This is a genomic window from Prosthecobacter vanneervenii (assembly GCF_014203095.1).
GTDB lineage: Bacteria > Verrucomicrobiota > Verrucomicrobiia > Verrucomicrobiales > Verrucomicrobiaceae > Prosthecobacter > Prosthecobacter vanneervenii.
In genome coordinates, this window is record NZ_JACHIG010000002.1 from 74,109 (window position 1) to 100,560 (window position 26,452).

General features: G+C 59.7%; 26 protein-coding genes, 1 tRNA gene and 1 pseudogene. 8 read left to right on the plus strand and 20 right to left on the minus strand.

What is annotated here, in order from left to right; translation table 11 throughout:
* Positions 1 to 19: 19 nt before the first annotated feature.
* The 5 genes and pseudogenes from HNQ65_RS05525 to HNQ65_RS27095 form a co-directional block, all read left to right on the plus strand.
* Positions 20 to 742 carry a hypothetical protein gene (locus tag HNQ65_RS05525; protein WP_184338501.1) on the plus strand — a complete coding sequence of 241 codons (723 nt, stop codon included), beginning with the start codon at positions 20 to 22 and terminating at the stop codon, positions 740 to 742.
* A 101-nt stretch (positions 743 to 843) separates the two neighbouring features.
* Positions 844 to 1,032 carry a hypothetical protein gene (locus HNQ65_RS05530; protein WP_184338502.1) on the plus strand — a complete coding sequence of 63 codons (189 nt, stop codon included), beginning with the start codon at positions 844 to 846 and terminating at the stop codon, positions 1,030 to 1,032.
* Positions 1,033 to 1,931: 899 nt separating this feature from the next.
* Entirely contained in the window at positions 1,932 to 3,230 is a 1,299-nt protein-coding gene (locus HNQ65_RS05535; RefSeq protein WP_184338503.1) for a cytochrome-c peroxidase, read from the plus strand.
* A gap of 90 nt (positions 3,231 to 3,320) precedes the next feature.
* Complete coding sequence (locus tag HNQ65_RS05540; protein ID WP_184338504.1) at positions 3,321 to 4,304, plus strand: aKG-HExxH-type peptide beta-hydroxylase; 984 nt, start codon at positions 3,321 to 3,323, stop codon at positions 4,302 to 4,304.
* 479 nt (positions 4,305 to 4,783) lie between these two features.
* Positions 4,784 to 4,933 (plus strand): annotated as a pseudogene (locus HNQ65_RS27095) (WYL domain-containing protein); the annotation flags it as partial.
* A gap of 122 nt (positions 4,934 to 5,055) precedes the next feature.
* Here the strand turns inward: HNQ65_RS27095 and HNQ65_RS05550 are convergent.
* From HNQ65_RS05550 to HNQ65_RS05625, 16 genes are all read right to left on the minus strand, one after another.
* Positions 5,056 to 5,832 (minus strand): DUF932 domain-containing protein, encoded by a 777-nt coding sequence (locus HNQ65_RS05550; protein WP_184338505.1) that lies wholly within the window; start codon positions 5,830 to 5,832, stop codon positions 5,056 to 5,058.
* A gap of 30 nt (positions 5,833 to 5,862) precedes the next feature.
* Positions 5,863 to 6,057, minus strand: a complete 195-nt coding sequence (locus HNQ65_RS05555) for a hypothetical protein (RefSeq protein WP_184338506.1) — start codon at positions 6,055 to 6,057, stop codon at positions 5,863 to 5,865.
* Positions 6,058 to 6,120: 63 nt separating this feature from the next.
* Positions 6,121 to 7,554, minus strand: coding sequence for a DNA polymerase III subunit beta (locus HNQ65_RS05560; RefSeq protein ID WP_184338507.1), 1,434 nt, complete (start codon positions 7,552 to 7,554; stop codon positions 6,121 to 6,123).
* A complete protein-coding gene (locus HNQ65_RS05565; RefSeq protein ID WP_184338508.1) occupies positions 7,551 to 7,748 on the minus strand; it encodes a hypothetical protein in 198 nt (65 codons plus the stop codon). The genes HNQ65_RS05560 and HNQ65_RS05565 overlap by 4 nt, the downstream gene beginning before the upstream one ends.
* Before the next feature lie 79 nt (positions 7,749 to 7,827).
* Entirely contained in the window at positions 7,828 to 8,889 is a 1,062-nt protein-coding gene (locus HNQ65_RS05570; protein ID WP_184338509.1) for an RNA ligase family protein, read from the minus strand.
* Between the two features lie 91 nt (positions 8,890 to 8,980).
* On the minus strand, positions 8,981 to 9,427 hold the full coding sequence (locus HNQ65_RS05575) for a hypothetical protein (RefSeq protein ID WP_184338510.1): 447 nt from the start codon (positions 9,425 to 9,427) through the stop codon (positions 8,981 to 8,983).
* Positions 9,366 to 9,743 (minus strand): hypothetical protein, encoded by a 378-nt coding sequence (locus HNQ65_RS05580; RefSeq protein ID WP_184338511.1) that lies wholly within the window; start codon positions 9,741 to 9,743, stop codon positions 9,366 to 9,368. Before HNQ65_RS05580 ends, HNQ65_RS05575 begins: the two co-directional genes overlap by 62 nt.
* A 60-nt stretch (positions 9,744 to 9,803) precedes the next feature.
* Positions 9,804 to 10,616 (minus strand): RecB family exonuclease, encoded by an 813-nt coding sequence (locus tag HNQ65_RS05585; RefSeq protein ID WP_184338512.1) that lies wholly within the window; start codon positions 10,614 to 10,616, stop codon positions 9,804 to 9,806.
* Positions 10,613 to 11,140, minus strand: a complete 528-nt coding sequence (locus HNQ65_RS05590; protein WP_184338513.1) for a hypothetical protein — start codon at positions 11,138 to 11,140, stop codon at positions 10,613 to 10,615. The genes HNQ65_RS05585 and HNQ65_RS05590 overlap by 4 nt, the downstream gene beginning before the upstream one ends.
* Before the next feature lie 138 nt (positions 11,141 to 11,278).
* On the minus strand, positions 11,279 to 11,491 hold the full coding sequence (locus HNQ65_RS05595) for a hypothetical protein (protein ID WP_184338514.1): 213 nt from the start codon (positions 11,489 to 11,491) through the stop codon (positions 11,279 to 11,281).
* A gap of 228 nt (positions 11,492 to 11,719) precedes the next feature.
* Positions 11,720 to 11,805 (minus strand) — tRNA-Tyr (locus tag HNQ65_RS05600).
* Between the two features lie 94 nt (positions 11,806 to 11,899).
* Positions 11,900 to 12,964, minus strand: coding sequence for a class I SAM-dependent methyltransferase (locus HNQ65_RS05605; RefSeq protein ID WP_184338515.1), 1,065 nt, complete (start codon positions 12,962 to 12,964; stop codon positions 11,900 to 11,902).
* Positions 12,965 to 12,985: 21 nt separating this feature from the next.
* Positions 12,986 to 14,155 carry an ABC transporter permease gene (locus tag HNQ65_RS05610; protein WP_184338516.1) on the minus strand — a complete coding sequence of 390 codons (1,170 nt, stop codon included), beginning with the start codon at positions 14,153 to 14,155 and terminating at the stop codon, positions 12,986 to 12,988.
* On the minus strand, positions 14,152 to 14,820 hold the full coding sequence (locus HNQ65_RS05615) for an ATP-binding cassette domain-containing protein (RefSeq protein ID WP_184338517.1): 669 nt from the start codon (positions 14,818 to 14,820) through the stop codon (positions 14,152 to 14,154). Before HNQ65_RS05615 ends, HNQ65_RS05610 begins: the two co-directional genes overlap by 4 nt.
* 325 nt (positions 14,821 to 15,145) lie before the next feature.
* On the minus strand, positions 15,146 to 16,387 hold the full coding sequence (locus HNQ65_RS05620; RefSeq protein ID WP_184338518.1) for a NupC/NupG family nucleoside CNT transporter: 1,242 nt from the start codon (positions 16,385 to 16,387) through the stop codon (positions 15,146 to 15,148).
* A gap of 147 nt (positions 16,388 to 16,534) precedes the next feature.
* Positions 16,535 to 16,912, minus strand: a complete 378-nt coding sequence (locus HNQ65_RS05625) for a hypothetical protein (protein WP_184338519.1) — start codon at positions 16,910 to 16,912, stop codon at positions 16,535 to 16,537.
* Positions 16,913 to 17,257: 345 nt separating this feature from the next.
* Here HNQ65_RS05625 and HNQ65_RS05630 point away from each other — a divergent pair, with 345 nt between their 5' ends.
* The 3 genes from HNQ65_RS05630 to HNQ65_RS05640 are packed head-to-tail and all read left to right on the plus strand — an operon-like array spanning position 17,258 to position 20,530.
* Complete coding sequence (locus HNQ65_RS05630; protein WP_184338520.1) at positions 17,258 to 18,634, plus strand: alpha/beta hydrolase; 1,377 nt, start codon at positions 17,258 to 17,260, stop codon at positions 18,632 to 18,634.
* A gap of 18 nt (positions 18,635 to 18,652) precedes the next feature.
* Positions 18,653 to 19,621, plus strand: coding sequence for a hypothetical protein (locus HNQ65_RS05635; protein WP_184338521.1), 969 nt, complete (start codon positions 18,653 to 18,655; stop codon positions 19,619 to 19,621).
* 42 nt (positions 19,622 to 19,663) lie between these two features.
* Positions 19,664 to 20,530, plus strand: a complete 867-nt coding sequence (locus HNQ65_RS05640; protein WP_184338522.1) for an SDR family oxidoreductase — start codon at positions 19,664 to 19,666, stop codon at positions 20,528 to 20,530.
* Between the two features lie 765 nt (positions 20,531 to 21,295).
* On the opposite strand, the gene HNQ65_RS05645 is transcribed toward HNQ65_RS05640, so the two are convergent.
* The 4 genes from HNQ65_RS05645 to HNQ65_RS05660 form a co-directional block, all read right to left on the minus strand.
* The gene (locus tag HNQ65_RS05645; RefSeq protein ID WP_184338523.1) at positions 21,296 to 21,439 is read right to left on the minus strand and encodes a hypothetical protein; all 144 of its coding nucleotides are present in this window, start codon (positions 21,437 to 21,439) and stop codon (positions 21,296 to 21,298) included.
* A 1,152-nt stretch (positions 21,440 to 22,591) separates the two neighbouring features.
* Positions 22,592 to 23,809: an aminotransferase class I/II-fold pyridoxal phosphate-dependent enzyme gene (locus tag HNQ65_RS05650; protein WP_184338524.1), complete on the minus strand. Its 1,218-nt coding sequence runs from the start codon at positions 23,807 to 23,809 to the stop codon at positions 22,592 to 22,594.
* A gap of 107 nt (positions 23,810 to 23,916) precedes the next feature.
* Complete coding sequence (locus HNQ65_RS05655; protein ID WP_184338525.1) at positions 23,917 to 25,461, minus strand: hypothetical protein; 1,545 nt, start codon at positions 25,459 to 25,461, stop codon at positions 23,917 to 23,919.
* A 6-nt stretch (positions 25,462 to 25,467) separates the two neighbouring features.
* Positions 25,468 to 26,418: a hypothetical protein gene (locus tag HNQ65_RS05660; RefSeq protein ID WP_184338526.1), complete on the minus strand. Its 951-nt coding sequence runs from the start codon at positions 26,416 to 26,418 to the stop codon at positions 25,468 to 25,470.
* Positions 26,419 to 26,452: the final 34 nt, after the last annotated feature.

Here is a 26,452-nt window from a genome sequence, read left to right on the forward strand (position 1 = left end):
TTACAATTGTTTCATTGCAATGTTCCACCGATTCTCCGCCCCGCTTTTTGCCGCATTGGCGGCCGGCGCCTTGCATGCCCAGGAGACGGAACAGCCATCGTTTGAGCCCAAGCCACTGGCAGGCTACCAGGCACTCTGGACGCGCTCCCTCTTCACCACGCATGAGGTCAAACCTAACGTGCCCACGGTCGAAAACGCCGACTGGGCAGCCAATCTGCAGCTTTCTGGCTGGTCAGAGGTGGACGGGCAGCTTTACGTTTACCTGTATCGCACGGACACCACGCAGACCTTTATCGTCAAACAAAATGAGCCCGCTGAGGCTGGGGTGATGCAGGTCGTGGAAATGGAGAATGCCGAATCTATTGTCGATGCCCGTGTGCGCGTGCAACTCAACGGGCAGGGGGCCTGGATCGCTCAGCAGAAGGAATCCGAGGTCCCGCAGCCCCCGCAGTCTTCGCCACAGCAGCCTGCTGCTCAGCAAGCCGTGGCAGGGGTGCAGGCACCTACCTCTGTGGACTCCCGCGCCGCACTTCTGCGCCCCGGAGTCGTCTTGGACGCCGGAGCCACTTTCGAAAACAGCCTGGCAAAGCCCGGTACAACGCCCTCAGCCATGGAGTCCACCACTGCCGCACAAACCAGAAATTCAGAAGACGAAAGCCGATCCAATGCGGCGGTGCTGCTGCGGCTGCGGGAACGCCACGAGCATCTTTACCGCATGTTTCCGCGGCAGGGAGGGCCGTGAGAAAAATGCTTTCCCTCCATCGGATAGGGTGAGTGATTTGGGATAACCCATCAAGCTCTTGGCATGGATCGAACAGGCGATGCCTAGTTAGGAACTACAAAATGAATGAACGAGAGCAAGACGAAAATCGGATTCAAAAGCTGGTGGTCGAGGGAGCTTGTTATCCGATGGCCATGATGCTCTGGCAGCATTTGCTGCCGGATAGCGCAAAAGTTGCAGCTTCAGGCTTGTATGGAAGCCCCCTCTCATTTTCCAGCCTTGAAGAACGTGAGGGTGATGCTGATCCTTAGAGGATTGCACCTTCTAGTGATTCATAAGCCAATCACAGGGCCCCGAAAAAAGAGGTCGAAAATTTGCCTTCATCCTGTCAACGCAATGGGACCACCACCACCGCTTTCAGGGGGACTGTAAATGAAGCCGGCTTCTTGAAGAAGCGCTCATGGCCCCAGTGAAAGTCAATTGGCGGAAGCGCTATGGCATTGGGGGCACCCTCGATATAGAGCAATCTGTAACATGATGGATGACGCAGATCATGTCGGCATGTGTTCGTGATAACTTGACCGGGCAGTTCCACGCACATGGAGTTCTGGGAAAACAGCAGTTTTTTTCGACCATACAAACTCCATGCCATGAGTAAAAGCGTCTTGATCGTTTCAGGAGGTTTCCGGTTGTTACCTGTAGCTCAGGAAGAGACATGCGCATGATGTTGATGGCTGTTGTTTTGGTAGAGCCGGAGTGGTAGAACAACAGGCTGAAGAACCTCTTAGCCGACCAAGGTCCAGACAACGCGATGCGCAATGAACTGGTGGAGGGAAAGTGGTGGCCGGCGCACAAACGCGAAGCATTCGCGCATCTGGAACGCAAGCTCAGGCTGCCGCAGCGCCAGCACCTATGCAGCAGACGGGGCCGCTGAGGTAACAACACACAGCACCACAAACATCAGGAAGTTTGGAAGCAGCTTCACCCATTCTCTGCCTGATGAGCTGCTCCATTGAGGATGCACCTCATGTGAGCTGAGGCTGGAACGAATGCCCTCTCTCTCAAATGCTTTGTAGTAACCCAATCAACATATTGTTAGATAATATAAATTTAATAACAATGATATTCTATGGTATACATTTTCAGAACAGTTGTATTGAGTGCGCTTGTAGTAACTGGGTTGCCAACCCTGGCCCCGGCGGAACGACCCATGCCGAAAAATGAAATCGGTTTCTTTCGTGACTGGCTCAAACGAAACAGTGGGAAGCACATTGCCAAACAGTCCCCTGTGACAAATGAGCAGAGCCTGGGAGCCACCCTGTACTCTGACAAGAACCTCTCGCTGCTCCGCAATCAATCCTGCGCTTCATGCCACAGTCTGCAGCCTGCCAAAGACCACATCACACATGAGCCCTTGGGCGCGGCCGGATTTGTGGACCCCGCCAATGTGGAGCTCCTGACCCCTGTGTCCAAAGGATCGGTGCCAGGCAGGTTTGGCGGACTTAACGCCCCTGCATCCGGTTATGCTGCCTTCAGCCCTGCGTTTCAGTGGGACGGCACCCAGGGACTGTTCTTCGGCGGACAGTTCTGGGATGGTCGCGCACCGGACCTCAAGACCCAGGCTGGAATGCCCTTTCTCAATCCTGTGGAAATGGCCATGCCTAGCCAGTGGGCCGTCGTCTCGCGCCTGAAAGGCAACCCCTACTACCGGCGTGCGTTTGCCACGCTCTACAAATTAGATCTGGACTCAATACCCGAGCGGGAGGGAGCTGCAGCGTCTGCCCAGGCACCTGCAGGTGTGGCGGCCGTGTTTGCAGCCCTCACGCATGCGATCGCCGAGTTTGAAAAGAGCCGTCTGTTTAACCGCTTCACCTCCAAGTTCGACTTCTATCTTGCCGGCAGGATAGAGCTGGCACCGCAGGAGGTCCGTGGGCTGAACCTCTTTACCGGCAAGGCCAAGTGCGCGGGCTGCCACGTTTCAAACCCGACCGTCGCCACCGATGGCACGCCGTTCCCGCCTCTGTTCACCGACTTTTCTTATGACAATATCGGCGCGCCAAGAAATACCCGCATTCCTGGAAACCCGGAGCCAAACCTTGGCCTCGGCGGGCGTGCGGACGTCGCTGACATCACCTTTGGTGGTGAGGTGGGAAAGCACAAGGTCATGTCCCTGAGAAACATCGCCGTCACCGCTCCGTACGGGCATAATGGTGTCTTCACCACCTTGGAGCAGATTGTGCACTTCTACAATACCCGGGACGTGCTCGGCCGGGTGGCGTCCAATCAGGCAGCAGGTTTTGGCACCGCAGGGTGGCCCGCACCCGAAGTCCCAGCCAACGTAAACGATGTCGAACTGGGAGCCCTCGGTCTCACGGACCAGGAGGAGGCAGATGTTGTGTCCTTCCTGAAGACCCTGACAGACGATTACCCGACCTGGGGCAAAGATCCCAAGATACCTGCCGGGACACCGTCTCCCTTTGCAGCCACGCCCTTTCCTCCGATGCCCTAGAGAGCGCACGTTCAGCGCCCCCCACCCAAAACAAAACAGCAGAAGGTAATTTACTCTATGAGCATGGTCGCAGGCAGTCCCTATGTTTCGATGATTTCCAAACCGTCCCAAGGCGTGGACGAGACGTGGTTCAGCGCCGTGCCATCTGCCGGAAAAACGCGGGAGCTGGCCACGGCCTTCAGACAGTTCTGGCAGCACCAGGCCAGGATGGCGCTGGAGGCCGCTGCTGAAGGCGTGGGGCGGAGTCTTCCCCAGCTGATGGAGCGTGTGGCCCAGCTGGATACCCGGCGAAGAATTTCGCCCAAGATGTTTGCGCGGCTTGCCACACTGATGGAAGCGATGTCTTTTGAGGACGGGTATGGCGTCTTTGACACCCTCCAGGCCTGGTCTGGTGACAAGCCGGAAGACTGGTGCCACGATGAGCTCCCGGTGGAGTCCGTGGCCTCCCACGCCTGGGAGGCATCTTTGCTTCGAGAAATCCGCAACACCCAGGTGGCCGGCGTGGCACCGCTGGAGTTTTTCCCCCTTCTGGAGGCAGACCTGACTCCGCATCAGAATGCTTTGACACAGGCACTCGATTTCATCCGGCAGGTTGATCAAGACATGCATGACGAAATTCGGACTCATGTGGGCCTGATCAAGCTCTTTGACGGTTCCGGCATTGAAGGACTGAGCTCTCCGAAGGCCTTTGGGGCCATCTGGTTGAAGGTGCCTGCTCCGGAAAAGGCACTCGCCTGGTTTCTGGAGCACCTGGTGCATGAATGCTCTCACCTGCACCTCAATGCGCTGATGGCTTTCGACCCTCTGCTAACCAACCCCAATGAGATCAATCGCTCGCCGTTGCGACCAGATCCGCGTCCGATGTTTCAGGTGCTGCACGCCACCTTTGTGCTTTTCCGAAACCGGCGTGTGCATGCGCGGTTGCATGCCAGGTATCCAGACCTCGGTCTAGGGGCTGAAACGGAGGAATTTGCCATGCAGTTTGAATCGGGGGTGGCCATTTTGAATGAGTACATGAAACCCACGCCCTTAGGCCAGAAACTGCTCGACTCCATGATTTCAGACGGTGTGTAGCTGGCAGACACGGGCAGTGGCGGAAACGATGGCGTTTTTCTGAGAATGCCATCGCTTCCATACCATGGTAAGGCAGGCGCTGGTCACCCTGCCGACCTTTTCAGCCGGCATTTTTAGCAGACCGTGCTCAATGCAGCAGACTTGATGCAGGTCTTTTTGCTGATGGTAAATTGATGCACGGCAACAGTCCTCGCGCACAAGTTCAAATTAGATGAGCCTTTTTTTGAAAGGCATTCCCTGGGCCAATTGCGCAAACAATTCATACTCATGCGCGCTCAATGAGTCATGAAGCTTTTCACTTTGATAATAAACTATGCAGTCATTCAAGCTTTGCATCACCTCAAGGGAAAGGTGCATTCGACCATCAATCACTGTGTGTGTGGCGTTTGCAATCTCATCGCTTGAGCAAGTTGTGGTGACGATACTTCGTGGCGCCGTCACGAAGCACTCGATCCAACCAGTAGGATGAAGAGGGGAGTCAAATCGAGTTCCGCGCTGAACTCTCCGGCCTGGAGAAGATCACCCGCTGGGTGCTTAGCTGGGGTAGCAAGGCCCAGGTGTTGGGACCACCGGAGCTCAAGACGCGGGTGCAGAAAGAGCTGAAGGCGATGGTGGGAGCCTGTGGGTAAAGCCTGCCAGCTGCATTCCAGCTGCTGCTGCGAGTCAAATAGATCAACGCAAGCCAGTTTAGCAGTGATAGCTAAAAGAAAGAGGTCCGGCATCAGCCGAACCACTTTCCAATCTTTCTTCTTCAAGCGGCTAGCCCGACATGAGTGTCGAGTAGGCCGTGAAGCGCCTCAGTGCGCTTGGGCAATTCTGCCAGGCTGCCCTCCTTCAGAGCTTCCGTAAAGGCATTGAACAGGCTCCAGACGTTTCGGCTTTCGAAGGCTGCATGCCGAGGCTCGCGCCATTCCTGCAGCACGGGCGGGATGAGGCGGTTGCTGCACACGCCCACATCGGTGGCTCGGATGACGAGATCGTGGGCCTGCGTATCGCTGATCTCTGCCTCTTTATAGGCGGCGATGCGTTTGTCCTGGTCGTGCCACTTGGCCAACAGCTGTCCGATGGAACGGGATACCAGTTGAGGGAGGTCACGGTTGATAAACCGGGTGTGTTTGCGCCCGAATTTGATCTCGCCGCTGAACGACAAATTATCACAAACCAGAACCGCAGCTCCGGCGACGATGCCGGCGGGGAAGGTCTTGTCGTGGCTGTTGCGCAGGCCGAGCACCCAGCAGTAGTCGTCGCTGGCCTTCTGAGCGTGGACTTCCATGAGCCCGAAGTAGCGCTGACCTTCGTGGGACAGCGAATGGGCCTGGGTGCCGATGCGCAGATTGGTGGTGGCCAGGGCTTTTTGCACGGTGGTGATGAGCTGATGGTGCGGAATGGGACACCAGCTTGTGGTGGAGCGCGGTGTGCGGACTTTGCCGACTTCCGAAAGATCCACGCTGTGTGCACCGCAGTGAAGAATGAGGTTGGGATGCCTGGGGGTGGTTATTGGGGACTGAGGTTCAAGATTTGCGATCATGGTGATGAAATGGGTTTGATGTTGAGAGCGTCAGCAAAAGAGACGCTCGATTCTTTGGATGACGGGCACGGCGAGCTGCTTGGCTGGCAGCTCACCTGAGCTGGTCCAGTAGCGTTCACCGGCCACCTCCCGCCACTCGACCCTGATGGTGCCGAGCGGGGTGATGATGGTGGCTCGCTTGGGATGCTCGTGCCGGTCGAAGACAATGGACGAGATGCGTTTCATAAAACGACAGGAGCCAGGCGCGCTGATGAGGCACGCCTGGCTCCTTGAGGTTGAGTGTTGGATTTACAGCTTGAGGCCTTGCAGTGAGCGCAAGGTGGAGCGGACGGAATTCAGCTCCCGTGCGCTCGTCTTCTGGTCACGGTTGATGGCCTTCAGTTTGAGTGAGAGCTCACGCAGGAGGTTGAAGCCTTCGTTGAGCTTGTCCCGGAGGAGCAAGGTCAGGTCGATGACTTCTTCCGTGGCGCTTTTGGGCTCGCCCGATGCAGGCCCTTCGGAGGTGGGATGTGTGATCATGGGTTGGGGTGGTGGTGCAGGCGGAGGAACTGGCCGGGAAGGCGGCGGGTTTACCGGTGCGGGTTGTGGGGTTGCTGGCTTCCTGGAGGAAGGGCCATCTATCCGCAGGGGCATGACGATCATCTGCCTGCCTTTGTGGTGAAAACGCAGGGGATGGATCTCCTCATTGAGGCTGATGGTGTTGAGACCGTATTCGAGCGCCTTGATCAGATAGCGACGGCACAGGAAGATGGAAACCTCCTGGCCTTCGATCTTGGCATCGAGAACTGGAACCCGAGTCCATGGAGTGTCTGGGGTGTCTCTGCCGAGAAGCATGAACTGGCCCTGCTGACACTCCAGGCCGATGGTCTGGTATTTGTCGGGGTCGTGACAAGGCATGCGCTGGATGAGCTTGATGAGCGCGTCCAGTTTGGCCGGGTCGAGAGTAACGTGGGTTCTGGCGTCACTGGGATTGGGGACCGTCACGCGCCAGTCGGGGTATTTTCCGTCGATCTGTTTGGAGATGAACCGCCAGCGCCGGCTGCTGATCTGAACGGTTGTGCCGTCCGCCTTGAGCTGCCATTCCCCGTCATTGTCAAACTCCTTCCAGCCAAGGAATTTGTTGTTGGGAATGAGGACGGAGTTCTTCAACGGCAGCGCGAAGGAGTTGGCGCTGTACAGATGCCTGCCATCGGTGCCAACGATGTAGTTGGCCTTTGGGTTGCTGGCGTCGATGAACGTACCGTTGAGAACGTAGCGTGTTTCGTCAATGCTGGCGCATTCCATCGCTTCGTGGATGGAGTGGCGCAGTTCAGATGGCAGTGGGATGGACTCGCCGGGAAGGCGAGGCGTCACGGGGAATTCCGCCAGTGGAATGAGTTTCACCTTGGATTCGCCGAGGTTGTCAGCCAGGGCGAATTTGATGACGGGGCCTCCCGGTGTGGTATCAATGAGCAGACTTTCATTGCGGTCACTGTTCTTGGTGAGCTGAACGAGCTGCTCATGAGGGATAAACACCGTCATGGCAGGTCCGGTGGAGGGTTGTTCAAGACGAACGGTGACGAAGCGGTCGAGATCGGTGCTCGTGAGAGCGACCCATCCATCGGTCGTACGCTCGACTTTAACGTATTGCAGAACGGGCAGCGTGGATCGTGAATTGATCACTTTGCCGAGTCCCACAAGGGCGGGCTTCAATTCCGCAACGGGCAGTGAGATGGGGTTCATGGGCGTGATGGTTGAGGTTGTTCGCCGGATTTTTGCGGCGGTTCCGGCGTGGTCTGGGTTTGAGGAACGACGATGATGATGTCCTGCCGCAGTTCCTTGATCGCTGGTTGCGAAGAGGAATGGGGGCAGGCGGTGCCTGCGAGGACGAGCAACACGCAGGCTGCCAGCCGGATGAAATAAACAATGTGCTTCATGAGTGTGTACTTTGGGGGTTGTACGCAAACAAGCCCAGGCACCGGTAAAGATGCCTGGGCTTGCGCGTGGGTTGTGGTTCTATGCCTCCGCCTCAGTTTTGTATTTGAGCTGGGCGGTGGTGCATTCGGCGGCGCGAATGTCGGGACGCGGCCCCAGGTAAACCGGCTGGTAGATGCTGCCGGATTCCTTGAACGCGTACAGGTAACGACACTCCACCACGGTTCCCGGTTCAGGAACATCGTGGTTGGATGGAATGGTGACGTTGCCAGCGGGGCGCACTTTCTCGCCGTCGAACAAGATCAAGGAGACGCTGCGCTTGCCGTTCAACTTGGTGACGATGAACGAGGCGGTCTCGTGGAACTTGTATTTAAACTGGCTGCCGCCGCTGTTGGGACGTCCGGGTGTGTACGGCGCGTCCTTGTGTTTGAACACCACGCCTTCTTTGCCTTCCTGCTTGAACCGCTGGAGCTGGCCAGCCGTTTCAGATGGGAACATCACCTGAACCAAGCGGATGTGCGGATGATCGAAGACGTTGAGCATGTTGCGCATCCGCAAATAGCGCACCGCGAAGCCCAAAGGACGCATGTCCTCGGGGCCGATGGTGAGCAAATCGAAGGCATGGAAGGTGTCTCCCACGGCTTCACCATCGAGGATGAAGTCGCGGGGATATTGGGCGGCTTCGTGGGCGATGGGTTCGGGGACGGCCGTGGGAAATCCCAGGCGGTTGATACCGGTGATCTGATCGCCGGCTTTTTTGATCAGCAACCGGCGTCCGTCGAGTTTCTCCTGCATCCAGTAGTCCGGATTGAGCAGCATCTGGTCGAGTTGCTGCTCATGGAGGGGATTGAGCAGCTGACAGTGAATGCCGGTGTGCTTGTTGGGGGACTCCGGTGGTGGGGTAACGGCACCGGCGACTCCAGGCTTGTAGCCCTTCGCCATTTTCTCCCGGATCAATTTGTCGTAGATGCCCTTGGCAATTGGGTAGGCGACCGGCGTCTGCGTTTTGCTGCCGGTGTTAAGGGTGGTGCCGCGACGGCCATACGCGAAGTGCACGTGGTAGCCGTCATCTTTTTGGGAAATGCTGGCTTGGTACACTTTGTCTGAAGGGCCTTCGCGGAAATACAAAGTGATGCTTTCCATGGGGTGAATTTCCTTTCTTGAAATGAAAAGAGCCGGACGATCCTGCGATCATCCGGCTCTGGGGTTGGGGTTTTGAGACGTGGGTGCCGCGTCAGTAGTTGTAGGGATCCCGGCGTTGCTGATGGCGCAGGCGCATCGACAGAATGGATTTCGCGATGGAAACCAATCCGGCGATGAGCCCCACGACCAGCAGCACTGAGAGCGGCACCAGGACGAAATTGGACGTCGATTTGCTGATGAGGTCGATCCAGAGGTTGAATCGTTCCAAGGCCAGCGTGACCAGAGGTGCCACCAGCAAGGCGGGCACCGCGATGCCGATGGCAAGGCGCAGGTTGAACTTCAGCCACTCCCGCAGGGTTCCCTGCGGTGAGAGCCAGTATTCAGCCCGGCGGCAGGTGAAGCTGATCACCTCGGCCGAGCGCTCAATGGCGCTGAGGTTCGGCAGTTCTTCGTCGATGACGGGTTCGCTGAGCGGTTCAGGCTGCCAGCGTCGAATGACGATCTGGCGGGCCTGTTTCGCCCAGGTGGTGGCGGGCACCGTTGGGAGCTGCTGGGGCAGCGGTGGGTGGGACTGTTCGTCCCAGTCGGGTTCTTCCATCATAATGTTGGCGTGTTTTGGCCCCGAGGGCGGTTCCGATGACAAATAACAGCACGCAGCCCACGGCGAGAGTGCCGGTGGCGATCTCCCAGCGTGTGGTGACGGCGTGCTGTTCCGAGAGGCGATCTTCCAGGCTGACAATTTTGGCCCGGTATTCCGGGCCGAGATCAGGCGGTGGATCGTCGAAGAACCAGCCTGCATGCATGTTCGGTGCGAACAGCATCAGCAGGCCGGTGATGAGGATGAGATGTTTCATGGTGGGTGTGGGGATGGGCCACAGGCCGGCGCCCGGGCTGAGCGCCGACATGCAGCAGGGTTAACTCCATAGTCGGCATTCGTTGAAGAACTCGCAGCTTGAGCAGTGCATCCCAGGCGAAGGGATGAAGTCGCGGCGCTGCAATCCTTCGAGGTAGGCTTCCATTTGCCGGAACAGCCGGGTTTCCTGGCCTGGGCTCATGGGAGGCAGTGTGGTAATGACCACCTTGGGGTTCTTGAGTTTGACCAGGTGATGCAGCTGCATGCCTGCTTCCTGTGCGCCGGTGTTGTGCCGGTACAGGATGGCGTAGCTGCAGGTTTGGATTTCCGTGGTGTGGGAGACCTTGTCGGCATTGGGAGTGGTGGCGCTGGTCTTGTAGTCGATAATCTGGCGTTGCTGCACCAGATCGAGGATGCCGATGAGACGGGGCAGCCCATGCTGCTGCAAATCGGCCTCTACCGGGACTTCCACGGCGTCAGGTTTGATGGCGGCAGGGAGGTGGCTTTCACGCAGGTAGGTATCGAGCAGACGCCAACCGGTGGTTTTGTCGGCCTCTTCCTCCCCGGGTTCCCATGCTACCGATCCTTCGGTGTTGTCCGCCCAGGCTGTCTGGTAGGTCTCGTGGACCACCTTGAGCGAGAGCGGCTGCTGCACCCAGCGTGCCTTGTTCCAGGCCTTCAACACGGCGTGAACCGCATTGCCGAGATGGAGCGAGGCTGTCTTGGGCTTTTTGAGCTTGAGCACGTAGCGGAAGTAGAACTTCAACCGGCATTGCAGGAACAGCGACAGCCGTGAAGCTGACACGGTTGCCTGCAATGCGGTGAGGACGTCCTGCTCGCTGCGCTCAGGTGATGAGGCAGCGAGCGTGTTCATGCGGCTTGGGCGTTGGTGGGTTGCTGCTGCCAGCGGGTCTGGCGTGGAGTGGGCTTCCCCGCCAGGACGAGCAGATCCTCGATCAACTGGGAAGCCTGCATCTTGTTGAGCTGCTTGACGCCGATGCCGAAAAGCTGCTGGGACAGCTCCTCCGCCACCTGCTTGGTGATGCCGGGGTTTTCATTGACGATGCGCAGGATGAAGCCGCGCTGACCGTCGGTGCAGTTCCAGCGGTCGGCGTTGGGTGGTGCAGATGGGTGACCACTGCCATTGACCGGCTGGGCACGTCCTTTTTGCTGGGGCGCTGGACGGCTGTTGCCGTTGGTGTTGGCAGTCGGGACGAAGCCAGGTTGTTGGATTTCCTGATCGACGGACTGCTGCAGGAGCTGGTAGAGCTTCTGCACTTCGGCTTCGACCTGGGTGATGTCGTTGAGTTCGACTTCAACCGAAGCGCTGAAGCTGTGGCTGCTGTACTGGGGCAGCCCGAGTTTTTTGCTGTAGTTGGCGCTGAGTTTGATGGCCATGGTGGTGTTTCTCCTGATGTGGGGTGGGTGTGCTTGGGTGGATGAAGAAGCCGCCACATGACCCGGAAACAAAACACCCGGCCTCTCGTGGGAGGGAACCGGGTGAATGAAGTGGGATGCTGTGACGACGTGGTGCGGCTAGCTGGTGGTGCCAGCCTCCTGAATGCGGCCCTGAGCCGGGACGCTCATCTGCGTGGCAGCGATGCTCCAGCCCTGAGTGTTTTGCAGGGATGAGGTGAGCAGATCGTTGACCAGTCGCGTCATGGGACGGCGGAGCCGTCGGCCTTCATGATACAAAGCGCAGACGATGACCCGGTCGATGCAGGGCGAATAATGGGTTCGCCGTGGCATGGTGGGTGGATGAGTGAGCCAAGAATAAACCCCGGTCGCTCAAGTTTTTATAACGCGGAAAAGCGGGGAATTGCAGTCCCTTCAGAATTCAAAAACTAGTGTTCGAATTTGATTGAGTCATGGAGACGCACGCACAGTCAAAAAAGTGTGTACATATTGCGTACACTCAAAAAAAGAAGCCCCGCCTTTGGGGCGGGGCTTTTGTCTTTAACTCACTCAGAATGAAGGTGGTGGGCAGGGCTGGATTCGAACCAGCGTAGGCGTAAGCCAGCAGATTTACAGTCTGCCCCCTTTGACCGCTCGGGTACCTACCCATTCTCCTTTCGAAGTGGGCCGCGATTATGGTGTGTGGTTGAGGCTTTGCAAACGCTTTGTTCCTCTCTTTTGCATTCTTCTTCCATCTTCTCTTCAGCGGCGGCGTTTGCCACGCTGTGCGCGGCTGTGCTTAACGATGGGATGACTGGCGTGCAGCACCTTGAATCCACCAGTTTCGACCACCTTTTCCATCTGCGCAAAGGTCTCGGTGAGGAGGTTTTCATACGGGAGCTGGCGGTTGGCCACCAGCCAGAGATGGCCTTCCGGACGCAGGGCCTGCGCGGCGGCGGCGATGAACTTGAGCCCGATGAGGGGATCGGCCTCCTTGCCCTCGTGGAAGGGCGGGTTCATGACGACGGCATCAAACTTGGTGCGGTCAAATCCTGCAGTGATGTCCTGCCAGTGCGGCGCGGCCTTGGTGCGTGTGGGCACCAGGCCGAGATTGCGCCGCGCACACTCAAAGCAGTCGGCATCGGCATCGTAGATGTCGAGGGAGTCGATGTCGTGACAGTGCCGCAGGAGATGATCGCTCAGGAAGCCCCAGCTGCAGCCAAAGTCAGCCACGTTTCCGGAGAGCGTGAGAGGCAGGTGCTTGGCCAGAAGGGCGGAGCCTTCGTCGATGCGGTCCCAGTTGAAGAGCCCTGGGCGCGACCAGAAGCGGCCTTCCAGGATGCGGCGCATGGCGGCACCTTGGCGCCAGCGCTCCAGCATGTCGGCTTTCCAAGGTCTGGCTTCGTCCTTGGTGGCCCAGAAGACACGGCTGTGGTGCTTGGAAAGAGTGTCGGCATGTCCGGCCACCTCGCGCAGGTGCTGCTCGCAGCGTTTGCTGCCGGCGTCATTATGCACGGCGGCCATGAGCACGCCGCCAGGGGCCAGGTGGTCATGCGCACGGGCGAGATCGGCCACCATGAGATCGCGTTGCGGATCTGGGAGCACGAGCACGAGGTCAAAGAGGCCATGCGCCTCGCGCTCCACGCGATGGCCTGCGGCCTGGAGCTGATTGGCAAAGGGCTTCCAGGTCTGCTGACAGACGAGGCGGCCCTCAAAGTGCTCTAGCGCGGGATGCGCCTGCGCACGGAGGAAAAGCACACGCCCCTCAGTGCTGATGTCTGGAGTAACGTCGAGGGCGAAGATGAGGGCGTCGAGAGCGTGGGACATGCAGGAAAGTGAAACGAAATATCAAAGCGCCCACCGCAGCAGATGCGGCGCGGTGAGGGAGGAGATTTGCAGCAAAACGAGGCCGATGACCACAGCGACGATGCCGATGATGAGCACCTCGAGCACCTTGACCGTGATAAGCGAGACACGAGAGACGCCGACGTCTTCGAGGGTGGCGAATTCACGCGCACGCAGCCGGAAAGAGAGCGCAAAGACCAGCGCAGTGACGAGCAGTGCAGCCGTGGCAGTGAGGAGGAGCGCGCTGGCGGCAAAGCCCTCCAGCCGCACCAGTTGCGTGAGCAGCGCCTCCATCTCATCTCGCGGGCGGATGAGCTGCTGCTCTTTGGACCGGGCGTAGCGGCCTGCCAGCAGGGCCTCGGCCTTGGCATCCTGCGGCAGCACGATGATGGCGCTGATGGGATAGGTGGAGACATCGCCATGAAAATGGAAGGAGGCGATGTTTTTGTCCGTGACCTCATTGAACATGCGCACGGCGGCATTTCCCACGATGTTGCCATCTTCCTCTTTCTTCAGCACCACGGACTGGTCCTTTTGCAGGTCGTCATGCCCATGCGAGCGGCCCTCGATGAGCCAGGCGGTTTTCAGGTCCACAAAGACAGCCTCGTCATCCGGTGTGCCGCTGGGGGCCAGAATGCCAGTGATGCGCATCTTCAGCGGATACACGCCCGCCATGTCAAAGGCCTGCTCGGGCGAGGAGAAAACATGACCGCCGGGCTGCAGGCCGCGCTGCTTTGCGACGGTGGCTCCGAGCACGCAATCTCCCAGGCGGCTGAGTTGTTTCCCGGCAGAGAGGTGCAGACCGCGAAAGGTGAAGTACTCCAGCTCGGTGCCCACGATGGGCGCCCCCTGCGCCTGAAAGCGCACATGCAGCGGGATGGCGGCAGCCGAGTGATTTTGACGCAGCTCGGTCAGCACACCCACAGGCAGAGGCAGGAGATTCTCGCGCTTGAAATAGAGCGCGGTCATCATGAGGTCCAGCGCACTACCTCGCGTGCCCACGATCTGCGGCGTGGCGGCGGCACGGGCGCGCAGCTCCTGCTGGGCGTGGGAGATGAGCACGCGCAGGCACAGCGGCAGGGCAAAGACGAGGCCCAGAGCCCCCGCGAGCAGCGCACTCTGCAGGCGGTGACGCAGCACGTAGCGCGCAGCCAGATGGAGTGCAGCTCTCATGCGGCGGGCAGATCCTCCATGCGCAGGGTTTGGTCAAAGAGCGGCAGCAGATTGGGATCATGCGTGACCATGACGAGGCAGGCGCTGCGCTGGCGTGCATCCTCCAGCAGCATGTCCACCACGATGCGTCCACGTGCCGGATCGAGCGATGCGGTGGGCTCATCGGCAAAGACAAACTGCGGCTGGTGCACCAGCGCACGCGCCACGGCCACACGCTGGCGCTCCCCCTGCGAGAGCTGGGAGACGCGCTTGTCCAGGTAGCGGTCGATGTGCAGTCGCTGGGTCAGGTCCTGCATCCTGGTGCGGGCAGTGACACCGGCATCACCTCGGAACTGATGCGGCAGGAGGATGTTTTCAGACACCGTCAGGTAGTCGAGCAGGGCGAAGTCCTGGAAAACGAGGCCGATATGCTGTAGGCGGAAGGCGCGGCGTGCCTCGTGCGTCATGGCGCTCATCTGCGCAGCGCCCAGGCTGACCGTGCCTGCCGTGGGGGCCAGCAGCCCCGTGAGCAGTCGCAGCAGGGTGGACTTCCCTGCCCCGCTGGGCCCGGCCAGCGCCAGCGCCTTGCCTGCGGCCAGCTCCAGGCGCGGCAGATGCACACGGAAGTCCCCTGCCGGATAGGCAAAGCGGAGGTCGGAGACTTGAAGGCCGGTGGTGGCGGACATGCAGGCCCATTCTTTAAAGAGACGCCGGTTGAATCCAACGAGAAAAAATCACCCGCTGGGTAGGTTGTGTAGAAAGAGGACGGCTGAAGAATGCGCGCGCATGATCACATAGCAGCGCGCAGCCCATCATCATTCATGAAAATTCGCGGCTATTCGCGCTCATTCGCGTTGGAGATCAAACGAGCGGGCGCTTCATCATGCGAACGCCTCTCCGCCAAACCGCCCGACCACGAGGACGCTCGTACGCCATGGTGTTTGCAGCACGCTGACGGACGGGCGGGCTTACGCCACACCCATCCCACGGGCCAGCATGCTGGCCCATTCTTTAAAGCAGCAATCCCGCGATACAAGCGGTGCAATAACACGCCAGCAGCCCGCCGGCCATGGCCTTGAGGCCGAGCTGGGCCAGCTCTCCGCGCCTCTGCGGGATCAGCGCGCCGATGCCGCCGATCTGGATGGCGATGCTGCCAAAGTTGGCAAACCCACACAGAGCGTAGGTGGTGATCTCCACGCTCCGTGGCGAGAGCGTGCTGCTCTGCTGGCTGAGGTGCAGGTAGGAGAAAAATTCGTTCAAGACCACGCGCTCTCCCAGCAGCGCGCCCACCTGGCCGCACTCCGCCCAAGGCACGCCCATGAGCCAGGCGCAGGGCGCATTGATCCACCCGAGGATGAGCTGCATGGGCTGCGGTACATTCTGCCCAAAGGCACGCAGACCCAGCGACAGCAGGTAGTTAAAAAGCGCCACCACCGCGACAAAGGCGATGAGCATAGCCACCACATTGATGGCCAGCTTCATGCCGTCGCTGGCTCCGGTGCAGAGGGCGTCGATGCCGTTGGCGGTTTCGCGTTCGATGGGCTTGTTGGCTCCGTGCGCGGTCTCGCTCTCCTCAGTTTCCGGCAGCAGGATCTTGGACATCATCAGCGCAGCCGGCGCGCTCATCACGGAAGCCGTGAGCAGATGCCCCGCTGAGATGCCAAAGGACACATAGGCCGCCAGCACACCACCGGCGATGGTGGCCATGCCGCCCACCATCAGGCACATGAGCTCGCTGCGCGTCATGCGTGCGAGGTAGGGCTTGATCACGAGCGGTGCCTCGGTCTGGCCCATGAAGATATTCGCCGCAGCCGCCAGCGTCTCGCTGCCGCTGGTGCGCATGAGGCGACGCATGACCCACGCGGCCTGCTTCACCACCCACTGCAGGATGCCGTAGTGGTAGAGAAAGGACGAGAGGGCCGACACGAGGATGATGGTGCCCGTGATCGTCAGCGCCAGGATGAGCCCGTTTCCTTTGCCAAAGGCCCCCTCCAGTGTGGTGGCCCCGCCCAGCGGTCCAAACACCAGCCCGATGCCCTCATTGGCAAAGCCCAGCAGGCGGCGGAAGACTTTGTCCATCAGCGCAAAGGCATCGTGCCCCATCTGCGTGCGCAGGATCAGCAGGCCAAACACGAGCTGCAGCCCCAGCCCGGAAAGCACCGCCCGCCACGGGAAAAGCCGCCGCTTCTCTGAAAGCGCCCACGCCAGCGCCACAAACACCACGAGACCAAGGAGACAGATGAGGCGGGACATTCGGTGTTAAGTTACAAGTTGAAGGTTCAAAGTTTCAAGTTGGGAGGCGCTCTCTCGATTCCATGCTGGACTTTCGTCATGCCCAGGAGCGTCCGCCCTTCCAAGTTTAAACTTGAAACTTTAAACTTGGAACTCCCCCCGCCCCTTTCACCGCCGGTCGATGTCCCAGCTGCTGTGGCTGACCTGGAAGGACTCGTCAAAACGGCCTTTTCCGGGTGTCCAGTCGGCAGGATAGCTACGCTTGACCATCTCGTGGTATTTTGAGGGATGATCTGGCAGCTGAAACGGCACGCTCGCGCTTTCAAAGATCTCTCTCGGTGTGCTGCTGAGAACGGTGGGCTTCACCTCCCAGTTCTTGCCATTGGGATAGTAAAACTGCTTGGACTCGCGATGGTAGTAGGCCTCAAAGCGTGGGTAGTAGGTGTAGTTCCCCGCACCGCCCATGCGCGGTGCCAGAGATGAAAGCCCAGGCGGGTAGCCGTAGCCAGGCGTGGGCAGGCCGTACTGGACATTGCAGGCGGTCATCCCCCCCAGGAGAGCGGTGCCAAAGACAGCGAGAGTACAGCAGCAAAGAAAGCGCATCTCATACCCATAGCCAGCATATCCATTGCTGTAAAGACAAGCCGAAAGCCTATTAAAGCAGAGAAAAACATATATAAACAGAAAACTACTTATTGAATTTTAATTAATAACCTAAACAATGACAATGCCCAATATTAAATACCTATTATATTCCCAATGAGTCATAGCAGACATCTCTCGGCAGCGAAGCTTTTCACAATCAGCATGCTCCTGGCCATATCACTAGGCATCAGCTCGTGCACCATCGTTACCGGCCCCCTTTCGCATTACACCCATAGACCGTGGCGCATGGACGCGCCCGTCATCCCCGTGACAGATACTGTCTGCGTAAACGGGCAAAAGAAGGAAAAGAAAGTGGCCACGCTGGGCTTTGTGGAGTTTGACGACCAAGGGCAGCTTTGGCGGGACAACTACAAAAACAAAGACCCAAAGGATCCAGGCCACTCCGAGCTGGCTGTGGTGCTGAAGGCTCTGCGCGAGCGTGTGGCGAAAGGCCCCGTCCAGTTGGTCATCTTTGTGCACGGATGGAACAACAATGCCAAAAGTCTCGACGCGGGGAACCTGCAAAGTTTCCAGGAGACGCTCAAGAGCATCGCAAAGGTGAACCCCAATCCCTTTGGCGTCTTCATCAGCTGGCGTGGCATGGCCATGAGCTTCCCCACGCTGATCGATATTTACAATCGTGAGGCCGCCGCGCTGAAGATCGGGCAGTTGGAGGCGGCTGCCGCCATTGAGGCACTCTGCACCACTGCAAAGACGAATGAAAAAAGCCGTGTCATTGCCGTGGGGCATTCCCTGGGGGCCGTCATCCTGCTGCGCTCCGTGGCTCATACGCTGGCCACACAGATCGCCCAGGCTTCTGTGGAAGGCGCAGCCAAACAACCACGCTCTCATAAGCGCCCGTCAGTATCTCCCTCAGCCGACACCGTGGTGCTCGTCAACGCTGCAGACACCGCCGTGCAGGCATCCCAGCTGGTGCGGGTGATGCAGGACTATAAAGTCAGATTTGAGCGCAACGGCAGGGAGGCACCGCTTCTCGTGAGCTTCACCTCGGAGGGAGACTGGGCCACCGGCTGGCTCTATTCAAGCGTCACCTGGATCAGCCGCTATCTGCTCGGCTCCTTCATGACGGCCTCATCCGGCGCCACCTCCAGCAGAACGCAGGCAAGTGCCACCGTGACCTCTGTAGGCTGGCATACCGCCATCCACAGCCACAAACTGGAAAAGATCCCCTCCATGAGGCCAAAGCCCTGTCCGACCAACACCACGAAGGTGTGCGATGCGTCACTGGCCCAGCGTGCCGAGCAGCTCATGAAGGAGAACCTCCAGCCAGCTGGACCGAGAGATCCAGACGTCACCGTATGGCTCGATCCCAAAATGAATAACGGCAAGGGCGGCTCCGGCGTGCTCGAGGCCTACCAGCTCGTACGCACGCCCGGTGCACGCAATCAGACCCCCTACTGGATCTTCCCGGTACCAAAGTTTGTTGTCTACAACCACACAGACGTCTGGAACCCAAATTTCATCGGCCTCGTCACCGCCATCCACAACGCAAGCCGTGATCACGCTGCAAGCGGCAGGAAATCAGACCCGAAAGCACCGCAGCCCCCCTCCAGGCAGCAGCCCATCATGAAAGGCCAGCTGTTTGCCCTCCCGCCTCAATAACCCCCGCCCCCACCTCCCATGTCCCCGAGTCTCCCTTCATCCATCAGATGGCTGCTGCTCATCGCCCTGCCGGCCTTTCTCATTTGCTTTCTCTCCAGCTGCGGGTGCTGTGGCAGAGGCTCCTGCCACCCTAAAAACGCCCCCTGCATCTCCAGCTTTGAGGAAAGGCCGATCAAGGCGCACCGGCGCACCTACCCGGTGGACATCACCCGGACCGAGGGCCGCGTGGTGCTGCTCATGCATGAAATCAACGGCCAAAGCCCCGGCGTCCTCTGGCTGGCCAAAGAGATGGCAGAGGCCGGATGCAAAGTATACGTGCCACGTTTCTTCGGCAGCTACGGGGCCAACCATGGCCTTCTCTACACCGTCTCGGTGCCCCTTTTCTGCCGGGACTGGCATTTCTTCAGCCTGACCGACACCGGCCCTATACGAAAAGAAGTGCAGGCTCTGACCACCGCGATCGCCAAGGAGAATCCGGGGCGCAGCATCACCGTTATCGGCAGTTGCATGAGCGGCAGCCTGCCTCTGGAACTGCTGCAGCTCGACTGTGTGGACACGGCTGTCATCTGCCAGCCAGCCGTGCCCTTCCTGGCGAAATCTTCTGCTGCCAAAACATCCTTTGGGCTGCCTGAAAAGGTGATCGACCAGTCCATCGCCACGCTGAAAAAGAACCCCAAAAAACAGCTCATCAATTTCAACTACCTCGATGACCACATAGGCGTCATCGAGCGCTGTGCAAACCTCGCCGAGAGAACGAAGAAGGCTGATGTAGCAAACCAGCACCACATGTTCATTGGCGCAGGCCCATGCCAGTCCACCTGCTGTCGCTCCTCAGACTGCAAGAAGCTGCCTACAGGCGCAGCTCCCCTGATCACCTCCACCGCATCCGGGCACTCCACTGTCACCGGCGCGAAAGGCGAGGATCTGAAGATATTTCGGCAGCAGCTCTTCAAAGTGCTAGGCTTGCGCTCACCTGCCACGCCTTGATTGCCAATCTTGGGGCTGGCAGGTCTCAACCGCCCTAAAGACATGCCAGCCCCCAGCTCCGCCGCACCACGCACCGTCCTTGTCACTGGAGCCTCCACGGGCATCGGCGCGGCCTGTGCGCGCACGCTGGCGGCGCGCGGCTGGCGGGTTTTTGCCGGAGTGCGCAAGCTGGCCGATGGCGAGGCGCTGGCCGCAGGCAGCGAGGGGCGCATCATCCCGCTGCAGCTTGATGTGACCAACCGTGACCAGATCCAGTCTGTGGTGCGGGAAATCAGCGCGCAGTGCGGCGAGGCCGGGCTGCAGGGCGTGGTGAACAACGCCGGGATCGCCCTGGCAGGGCCGCTGGAGTTCATGCCGCTGGATGCCTTTCAGCGGCAGTTTGACGTGAACGTCTTGGGCCTCGTGGCCGTGACGCAGGCGGTGCTGCCGCTCATCCGCAAATCACGCGGGCGCGTGGTGCTCATGGGGTCCAATTCCGGCTTCATGTGCGAGCCCTTTCTGGCAGGCTACGGCGCCACCAAGCACGCCGTGGAGGCCATCGCCGACTCCCTGCGCATCGAGCTGCGCCCCTGGGGCATCGAGGTGGCGCTGATCGAGCCCGGAGCCATCAAGACGCCCATCTGGAGCAAATCGCGCGAGGCCGCCGAGCAGCTCTTTGTGGGCATGCCGCCGGAGTGCGAAAAGCTCTACGCCGCCCCCATTTCCGCGCTGCGCAAGATGGTGGAAAAGATCCCCTCCAGCGCCATCCCGCCCGAGCGGGTGGCAGGTGCCGTGGCCCACGCCCTGGAATCCCGCAGGCCTCGCACCCGCTACCCGGTGGGGCTCGACTCCATCGCAGGCTCCCTGCTCGTCCGCATCATCCCCGACCGCTGGCTGGACTGGATCATCCGCAAGGTGATGGGGCTGTGAGGGTACGGGCCCCCGGAGACTTCCTCATTTCCTCCATTTCCACGGGAGCGTGTACACGCGCGAAGCCTGCCCATTGGAGAAACTTCTCCAATTTCTCCAACTTCTCCGCAGGGGTGTACACATGCCCAAGGTGGGTAGGGCGGCTGGTCCTCCAGCCGCCGGGGTCTGTCGCACGGAGGCCGCCCCGGTGAGACAGCCACAGCCTGCCGCCCGCAGACTTCCTCATTTCCTCCATTTCCTCACCAGGGGGTACACGCACACCGCCCACTCATCAGAGAAACTTCTCCAACTTCTCCAATTTCTCCGGAGGGGTATGCACAAGGCGGAGCTGCTGGAGGAGTGGGATCGTCCCGATCCCACACGCCCACGCATCGCCCAGCGCCTGCGCGTGTCCAACACATCACACTGCTGAGCTGCTGAGCTGCTGAGCGCACAACCCCACCCAATCCATAAACCCACCCCATGGACCGGGGATCAAGATGATCTCCCTCCGGCGGTGGGGCGAATGCCCAGCGGAGAAACTTCTCCAACTTCTCCAATTTCTCCGGAGGGGTATGCACACAATACTGCCGGTGGCGGAATGCCGCAGGCTGTCATCTCGGAAATCAGGTCATGAAAATGCCATCAGCCATCTCATGCTGACCATTGATGGCAGCCAGTGGTAGAATCTGTCTTTTGGCACACCTTGGAACAGATGTAACACACGGCAGTGACAGGCAGAGGTAAAACAAGTCAGGTCATGGCACCATGAAACCATGCTGGCCATCAACTCGTAGAAAACCATTCTTCCAGCATTCTACTGATGAATGGAATGCCACCATCAAAACATCCTATACCATGATTAACCATACCTGGAATACGATGAACAGATCTGGCAACGGAGCGCATGAACGTGATGCTGGCAGCCATGAGTCTAAAATGGGGTAAAGAGAGTGATAGCCCGCCTCACGCTCCGTGCCGCAGCAGCCATAGTTGGAGGGGGGCATCTTGCCCCCGGGAAGGGCCATGTGCGTACACCCCTCCGGAGAAGTTGGAGAAATTGGAGAAGTTTCTCCCGAGCATGCACCACATGTGCGTACACCCCTCCGGAGAAGTTGGAGAAATTGGAGAAGTTTCTCCCGAGCATGCACCACGTGTGCGTACACCCCTCCGGAGAAGTTGGAGAAATTGGAGAAGTTTCTCCTGAGCTTGCACCGCGTGTGCGTACCCCCCCCCGGAGAAGTTGGAGAAATTGGAGAAGTTTCTCCCGAGCATGCACCACGTGTGCGTACACCCCTCCGGAGAAGTTGGAGAAATTGGAGAAGTTTCTCCTGAGCTTGCACCGCGTGTGCGTACCCCCCCCCCGGAGAAGTTGGAGAAATTGGAGAAGTTTCTCCGGTGGGTTGCGTGTGTGTACCCCCTGGCGAGGAAATGGAGGAAATGAGGAAGTCTGCAGGCGGTGGTGCTGGCGGCAGCATCGTGGTCCGCACAGTCCTTTGTGCGGCTCGTGCCCCCCAGCAGCACATCCTCTGCCCAAAACTCCGCAAAGAAGCCTGTTCCATCACAAACAGGATCAGCCTTGGTTCTGCGCACACAGACGGTGATTCGCACATCAGCGTGCTTGCGCGCCGCACAGAGGACTGTGCGGACCACGATGGAAGACCAGCCTGCGGCGCTGTTTGTCCTACCAGCGTGCCTGCCACCCGGCAGACCACGGCGGCTGGAGGACCAGCCGCCCTACATGCGCTGGGCCTGCGAGCGCCCAGCGCGAGAAGGTAGGGAGGGCTGTCCCCAGCCCTCCGCCTTCGGAGCCCTGTGCCTGCTAGAAACCCACTCGCACTGAGAGCCGGTCATCCTTCTCTTCCTCCTACTCTTCCTCCTACTCCTACTCTTCCTCTCGGAAAGGGAGGAGGAGTAAGAGTAAGAGTAGGAGGAAGAGGAAGATGGCAGCTAGCGTTGAGGGATGACCTACGTGGGTGCTCTCCCTGCGACAGACCACGGCGGCTGGAGACCAGCCGCCCTACCTGCGCTGGGCCAGAACGACCAGCGCCGGGCATGCGGGTGCTCTGGACTTGCTCCGCCTCAGATAATCCCAAGTTCCTTGCCCACCATCTGGAACTTCTCCAGCGCGCGGTCGATCTGCGCAAAGGTGTGCGTGGCCATGAGGCTGACGCGCAGGATCTCCTCTCCGGGCGGCACGCCGGGGGGAATGACAGGATTGACAAACACGCCTTCGTCCTGCAGGCGGCGGCAGAAGGCGAAGGTCTTCATGGTATCGCGCACATAGACGGGCAGGATGGGCGTCTCCGTGGCACCGAGCGTGAACCCAGCGCTGAGCAGCCCCTGCTTCATGCGGGCGGTATTGGCCCAGAGCTGCTGCATGCGCTCGGGCTCGGAGATCATGATGCGCAGCGCAGCGAGCGCGGCGGCCACGTTGGCGGGGCTCATGCTGGCGCTGAAGACGAGCGGGCGGGAGTGGTGGCGCAGGTAGTCGATGGTGTCTGAATCCCCCGCGATGAAGCCGCCCAGGCTGGCGAGCGATTTGCTGAAGGTGCCCATGATGAGGTGCACATCGTCCACCAGGCCAAAGTGGGACGCGGTGCCGGAGCCGTGCTCACCGAGCACGCCGAGACTGTGCGCGTCGTCCACCATGATGACGGCATCGTACTGCTTGGCCAGTTTCACCAGTTCGGGCAGCTTGATGATGTCTCCCTCCATGCTGAAGACGCCGTCCACCACGATGATCTTGGGGGCCTCCGGGGGCAGATGCGCCAGGCGGCGCGCCAGGGAGGTCATGTCATTGTGGGAAAAGAGGAAGGTCTTGCCTGGAGACATCTGGCAGCCAGCGGCGAGGCTGGCGTGGTTGGCGCGGTCGGCGAGGATGCAGTCCTCCCGCCCCACGATGGCGCTGATGACACCCAGATTCACCTGAAAGCCGGTGCTGTAGAGCAACACGTCTTCTTTTTTCATGAGCTGCGCCAGCTCGCGCTCCAGCTGCACATGAATGTCCAGCGTGCCATTGAGAAAGCGGGAGCCCGCACAACCGCTGCCGTACTTCTGCACGGCCTCGCACACGGCCTCCTTGATGCGCGGGTCATTGGTCAGGCCCAGGTAGCTGTTGGAGCCCAGCATGAGCACCTGCTGGCCATTGATGATGACCTCGGTGTCCTGCGCGGAGGAGATCTCCCGGAAGTAGGGGTAGATGCCTGCTTCACGCACAGCCTGAAGGTCTCCCACCGCTCGGAATTTACGGACCTTGTCAAACAACGGCAGGGAGGAAGGAGCGTGAGATGTGGGCATCGGGGCGTAGTTAGAGACCGAAAATGCCACTGGAACGCCTGCTGTCCATGACCTCCTGATAGGAACAAACCACTACCCCAAATCAAGACATAGGCTTAATGCCCATTTTAATCCAGCGACCGCTTAGGCGGCGCAATGATCACTGCGGGTGCGGTGCCATTGGGCGCAGGCGGCGGAGGCGTGGGGGCGGTGCGCTGGATCTCGTAGCCAGTGATGTTTACGGTCAGATCCAGCTTGGCCAAAAAGTCCCAGGTGGCTGCCACTCCGACGTCATCGGCGATTTTTCGCGCCTCCAGGTAGGTGTCAAAGGCATCCTTCATCACCTGAAAGATGGCCACGCCATTGGGGTCGGCCTTGATGTCCCGCAGCAGGCGGATGTAGGCGGAGTTTGGCTGCTTCATGGCCTCCACGCTCTCACCACCGCCACCTTTGGGTGTGAGCGCCAGCTGCACATAGGGCAGCGTGGGCAGCACCTTGGGCTCAAAGGCATAGGAGCCTGAGAGCAGCGGGCTGGTGGCCGCGCGCTTCAGCATGGCCATGATGCGTGTGGCATCATAGATGGTGCGGGCCTTGCTCACATTTTCGATGCTCGGCACCTTGGCCAGATCGTGGAAGTATTTAAGCACATCCTTCGGCGTGGCCTTGACCTCCTGCGTCAGTGCCCCCCAGGAGAAGCTGATCTTGCCATTGGCGGCGCTGGCTTTGATCACCGGCTTGGCGGGATCGGCGGAGGGTTCCATCTTCACCCACTTCGTCACGTCCCCCTTGGTGGCAGTGGCGATGGCATCAGCCACGGCGGCCATGGGCTTGCGAGTGACCACGGCCAGGTCCGCGATGGCCCCTAGAAGCTGCTTGGTGGGCTGCACGCCGCCTTCTGCCAGCGCCTTGTAGGCCAGCGCCAGATACTCCATCTGCACATGATCCACCAGCGGGGCGATGTCCGGCCAGGCCTTCTGTGCCGCACCTGCATTGCCCAAGATGCCCTCCAGCAGCTTGGCAAAGGGCGCGTACTCCACCTTTTGATATTCGAGCTGTGACTTCACCTTTTCCATGCCATCGAGGATGGGCTGGAGGAACTTGCCCTGGTGAAAGCTCAGGATGCCCTGCCGTGCCACGAGAATGCGTGTCTCGTCCGGTTTTTCAGGATAGGCGCGCGGATTGGGCAGGCGTACATATTTGGGCGGCTGCGGCACATAGACGGGCGTCTTGTCCAGCAGGGCCTTCAGGCGCTCCACCTCGGCCATCATCTTGTCTGTCTCGGCCTTGCTGGCGGTGCGCTCCTTGCGGCGCTGGTCCAGCTGCTTCTGGAAGGCGTCCAGGTCCATGAATTTGACCTTGGCCTGCGTGTCTGCGGTGTCCACGGTCTTCAGCTCTTCGACGACCTTCTTCAGCTTGGCCTCGGCCTGCTTCTGGTCTTCCTCCAGCTTTTCAGGATCGATTTTTTCAGGCAGCTTCTGCACATCCTGCTGGATCTGCTGAAACTCCTCTTTTGTCACAGGCGGCAGGTCTGAGAGCACCTTCTTCACCGCGTCTGCCACGCTAAGTCCCACCATGACGAGCACGATGATGAGCACGCCCACGACGTTGGTCATCGTGTCCATCAAGGCGACGAACGGCAGTTCCTGCTCTTCGTGTGGTTTGCGTTTCGACATGGCGCTTCAGGCGGCTTTCTTGGGTGGCGGATTTCCGGGGGGAGGAGGCGTGGGCTTGGGGGTGGGAGTGGGAGCGGGTGCCGGGGCCGGAGCTGGAGCCGCAGAGGGTGGCGGCGGAAGGGTGCCACGGAATTTGCTGAAGAGCGCCAGATCTAGCACACCGCGCCCGGGGATGGGCAGCTTGCCCACGCGCACCTTGTAGTCGTTTTCAGCGCGGCCAGCGCCGTTGTTAAAGGCCCCCTGCCCGTCATCGCGGATGAGGAAGAGCACCAGTGACTTGGGGTCTTTGGCCAGTTCGGTCAGAAAGTAATTATACACCGGGTCTGCCACCACCACGGCGGCGGAGGCGCTCAGCGGGTAGTCCTCTCCCCACGCGCCTAGAATCTTGAGCCCGCTGCCGGAGGCCTCCACAAAGTACACCTTGGTATCTGGAGCCATGCCGCTGCCAGAGGGCTGCACCACCACGGGTGGCAGGCGCTTCTCCGGAGGCACATCGCGCTTCTTCAGCTCGGCCATCAGCGCGGCGATCTCCTTCTTGCTTTCCGCCTGCTGCTTCTTCATGCCTTCAAGTTCCAGCATGAGGTCATCCAGCTCCTTCTGCATGCGCTGGCTGATCTTTTCATTCTCCTGCTGCATCTCCTTGGAGGTGTCCAGCAGCTTGCGCAGCTTGATGAAGCGCTGCTCCTTTTCCTCGATCTGCTCCTGCAGCTTTTGCAGGGAGGCGATCTTCTCCTTGAGAGACTCCGCCTGCTCTTTGCGCTCGGCGATCTCCTTGCGCATGCGGCGGGCGTCTTCGGCCATCTGCACCTCCTCCGGCGTGCGCCCCTCCACCTGCTGCGTCTGGGACACGCACAGCACCACGATGAAGAGGATGAGCACCCCGATCAGCGAGCAGAGGATGTCCAGAAACGGCACCAGCAGGATCTCGTCTTTGGCACCATGTCGGCGTTTGGCCATGATCTCAGAGGAGGAAGATGAAAAGGAGGAGTGG

What these genes read in the sequence shown, in the direction of transcription:
- HNQ65_RS05525 (WP_184338501.1), top strand. Translation starts at nt 20, where the DNA reads ATGTTCCACCGATTCTCCGCCCCGCTTTTTGCCGCATTGGCGGCCGGC.
- HNQ65_RS05530 (WP_184338502.1), top strand. Translation starts at nt 844, where the DNA reads ATGAATGAACGAGAGCAAGACGAAAATCGGATTCAAAAGCTGGTGGTC.
- HNQ65_RS05535 (WP_184338503.1), top strand. Translation starts at nt 1,932, where the DNA reads ATGCCGAAAAATGAAATCGGTTTCTTTCGTGACTGGCTCAAACGAAAC.
- HNQ65_RS05540 (WP_184338504.1), top strand. Translation starts at nt 3,321, where the DNA reads ATGATTTCCAAACCGTCCCAAGGCGTGGACGAGACGTGGTTCAGCGCC.
- HNQ65_RS05550 (WP_184338505.1), bottom strand. Translation starts at nt 5,832, where the DNA reads ATGATCGCAAATCTTGAACCTCAGTCCCCAATAACCACCCCCAGGCAT.
- HNQ65_RS05555 (WP_184338506.1), bottom strand. Translation starts at nt 6,057, where the DNA reads ATGAAACGCATCTCGTCCATTGTCTTCGACCGGCACGAGCATCCCAAG.
- HNQ65_RS05560 (WP_184338507.1), bottom strand. Translation starts at nt 7,554, where the DNA reads ATGAACCCCATCTCACTGCCCGTTGCGGAATTGAAGCCCGCCCTTGTG.
- HNQ65_RS05565 (WP_184338508.1), bottom strand. Translation starts at nt 7,748, where the DNA reads ATGAAGCACATTGTTTATTTCATCCGGCTGGCAGCCTGCGTGTTGCTC.
- HNQ65_RS05570 (WP_184338509.1), bottom strand. Translation starts at nt 8,889, where the DNA reads ATGGAAAGCATCACTTTGTATTTCCGCGAAGGCCCTTCAGACAAAGTG.
- HNQ65_RS05580 (WP_184338511.1), bottom strand. Translation starts at nt 9,743, where the DNA reads ATGAAACATCTCATCCTCATCACCGGCCTGCTGATGCTGTTCGCACCG.
- HNQ65_RS05585 (WP_184338512.1), bottom strand. Translation starts at nt 10,616, where the DNA reads ATGAACACGCTCGCTGCCTCATCACCTGAGCGCAGCGAGCAGGACGTC.
- HNQ65_RS05590 (WP_184338513.1), bottom strand. Translation starts at nt 11,140, where the DNA reads ATGGCCATCAAACTCAGCGCCAACTACAGCAAAAAACTCGGGCTGCCC.
- HNQ65_RS05595 (WP_184338514.1), bottom strand. Translation starts at nt 11,491, where the DNA reads ATGCCACGGCGAACCCATTATTCGCCCTGCATCGACCGGGTCATCGTC.
- HNQ65_RS05605 (WP_184338515.1), bottom strand. Translation starts at nt 12,964, where the DNA reads ATGTCCCACGCTCTCGACGCCCTCATCTTCGCCCTCGACGTTACTCCA.
- HNQ65_RS05610 (WP_184338516.1), bottom strand. Translation starts at nt 14,155, where the DNA reads ATGAGAGCTGCACTCCATCTGGCTGCGCGCTACGTGCTGCGTCACCGC.
- HNQ65_RS05615 (WP_184338517.1), bottom strand. Translation starts at nt 14,820, where the DNA reads ATGTCCGCCACCACCGGCCTTCAAGTCTCCGACCTCCGCTTTGCCTAT.
- HNQ65_RS05620 (WP_184338518.1), bottom strand. Translation starts at nt 16,387, where the DNA reads ATGTCCCGCCTCATCTGTCTCCTTGGTCTCGTGGTGTTTGTGGCGCTG.
- HNQ65_RS05625 (WP_184338519.1), bottom strand. Translation starts at nt 16,912, where the DNA reads ATGACCGCCTGCAATGTCCAGTACGGCCTGCCCACGCCTGGCTACGGC.
- HNQ65_RS05630 (WP_184338520.1), top strand. Translation starts at nt 17,258, where the DNA reads ATGGACGCGCCCGTCATCCCCGTGACAGATACTGTCTGCGTAAACGGG.
- HNQ65_RS05635 (WP_184338521.1), top strand. Translation starts at nt 18,653, where the DNA reads ATGTCCCCGAGTCTCCCTTCATCCATCAGATGGCTGCTGCTCATCGCC.
- HNQ65_RS05640 (WP_184338522.1), top strand. Translation starts at nt 19,664, where the DNA reads ATGCCAGCCCCCAGCTCCGCCGCACCACGCACCGTCCTTGTCACTGGA.
- HNQ65_RS05645 (WP_184338523.1), bottom strand. Translation starts at nt 21,439, where the DNA reads ATGGCTGCCAGCATCACGTTCATGCGCTCCGTTGCCAGATCTGTTCAT.
- HNQ65_RS05650 (WP_184338524.1), bottom strand. Translation starts at nt 23,809, where the DNA reads ATGCCCACATCTCACGCTCCTTCCTCCCTGCCGTTGTTTGACAAGGTC.
- HNQ65_RS05655 (WP_184338525.1), bottom strand. Translation starts at nt 25,461, where the DNA reads ATGTCGAAACGCAAACCACACGAAGAGCAGGAACTGCCGTTCGTCGCC.
- HNQ65_RS05660 (WP_184338526.1), bottom strand. Translation starts at nt 26,418, where the DNA reads ATGGCCAAACGCCGACATGGTGCCAAAGACGAGATCCTGCTGGTGCCG.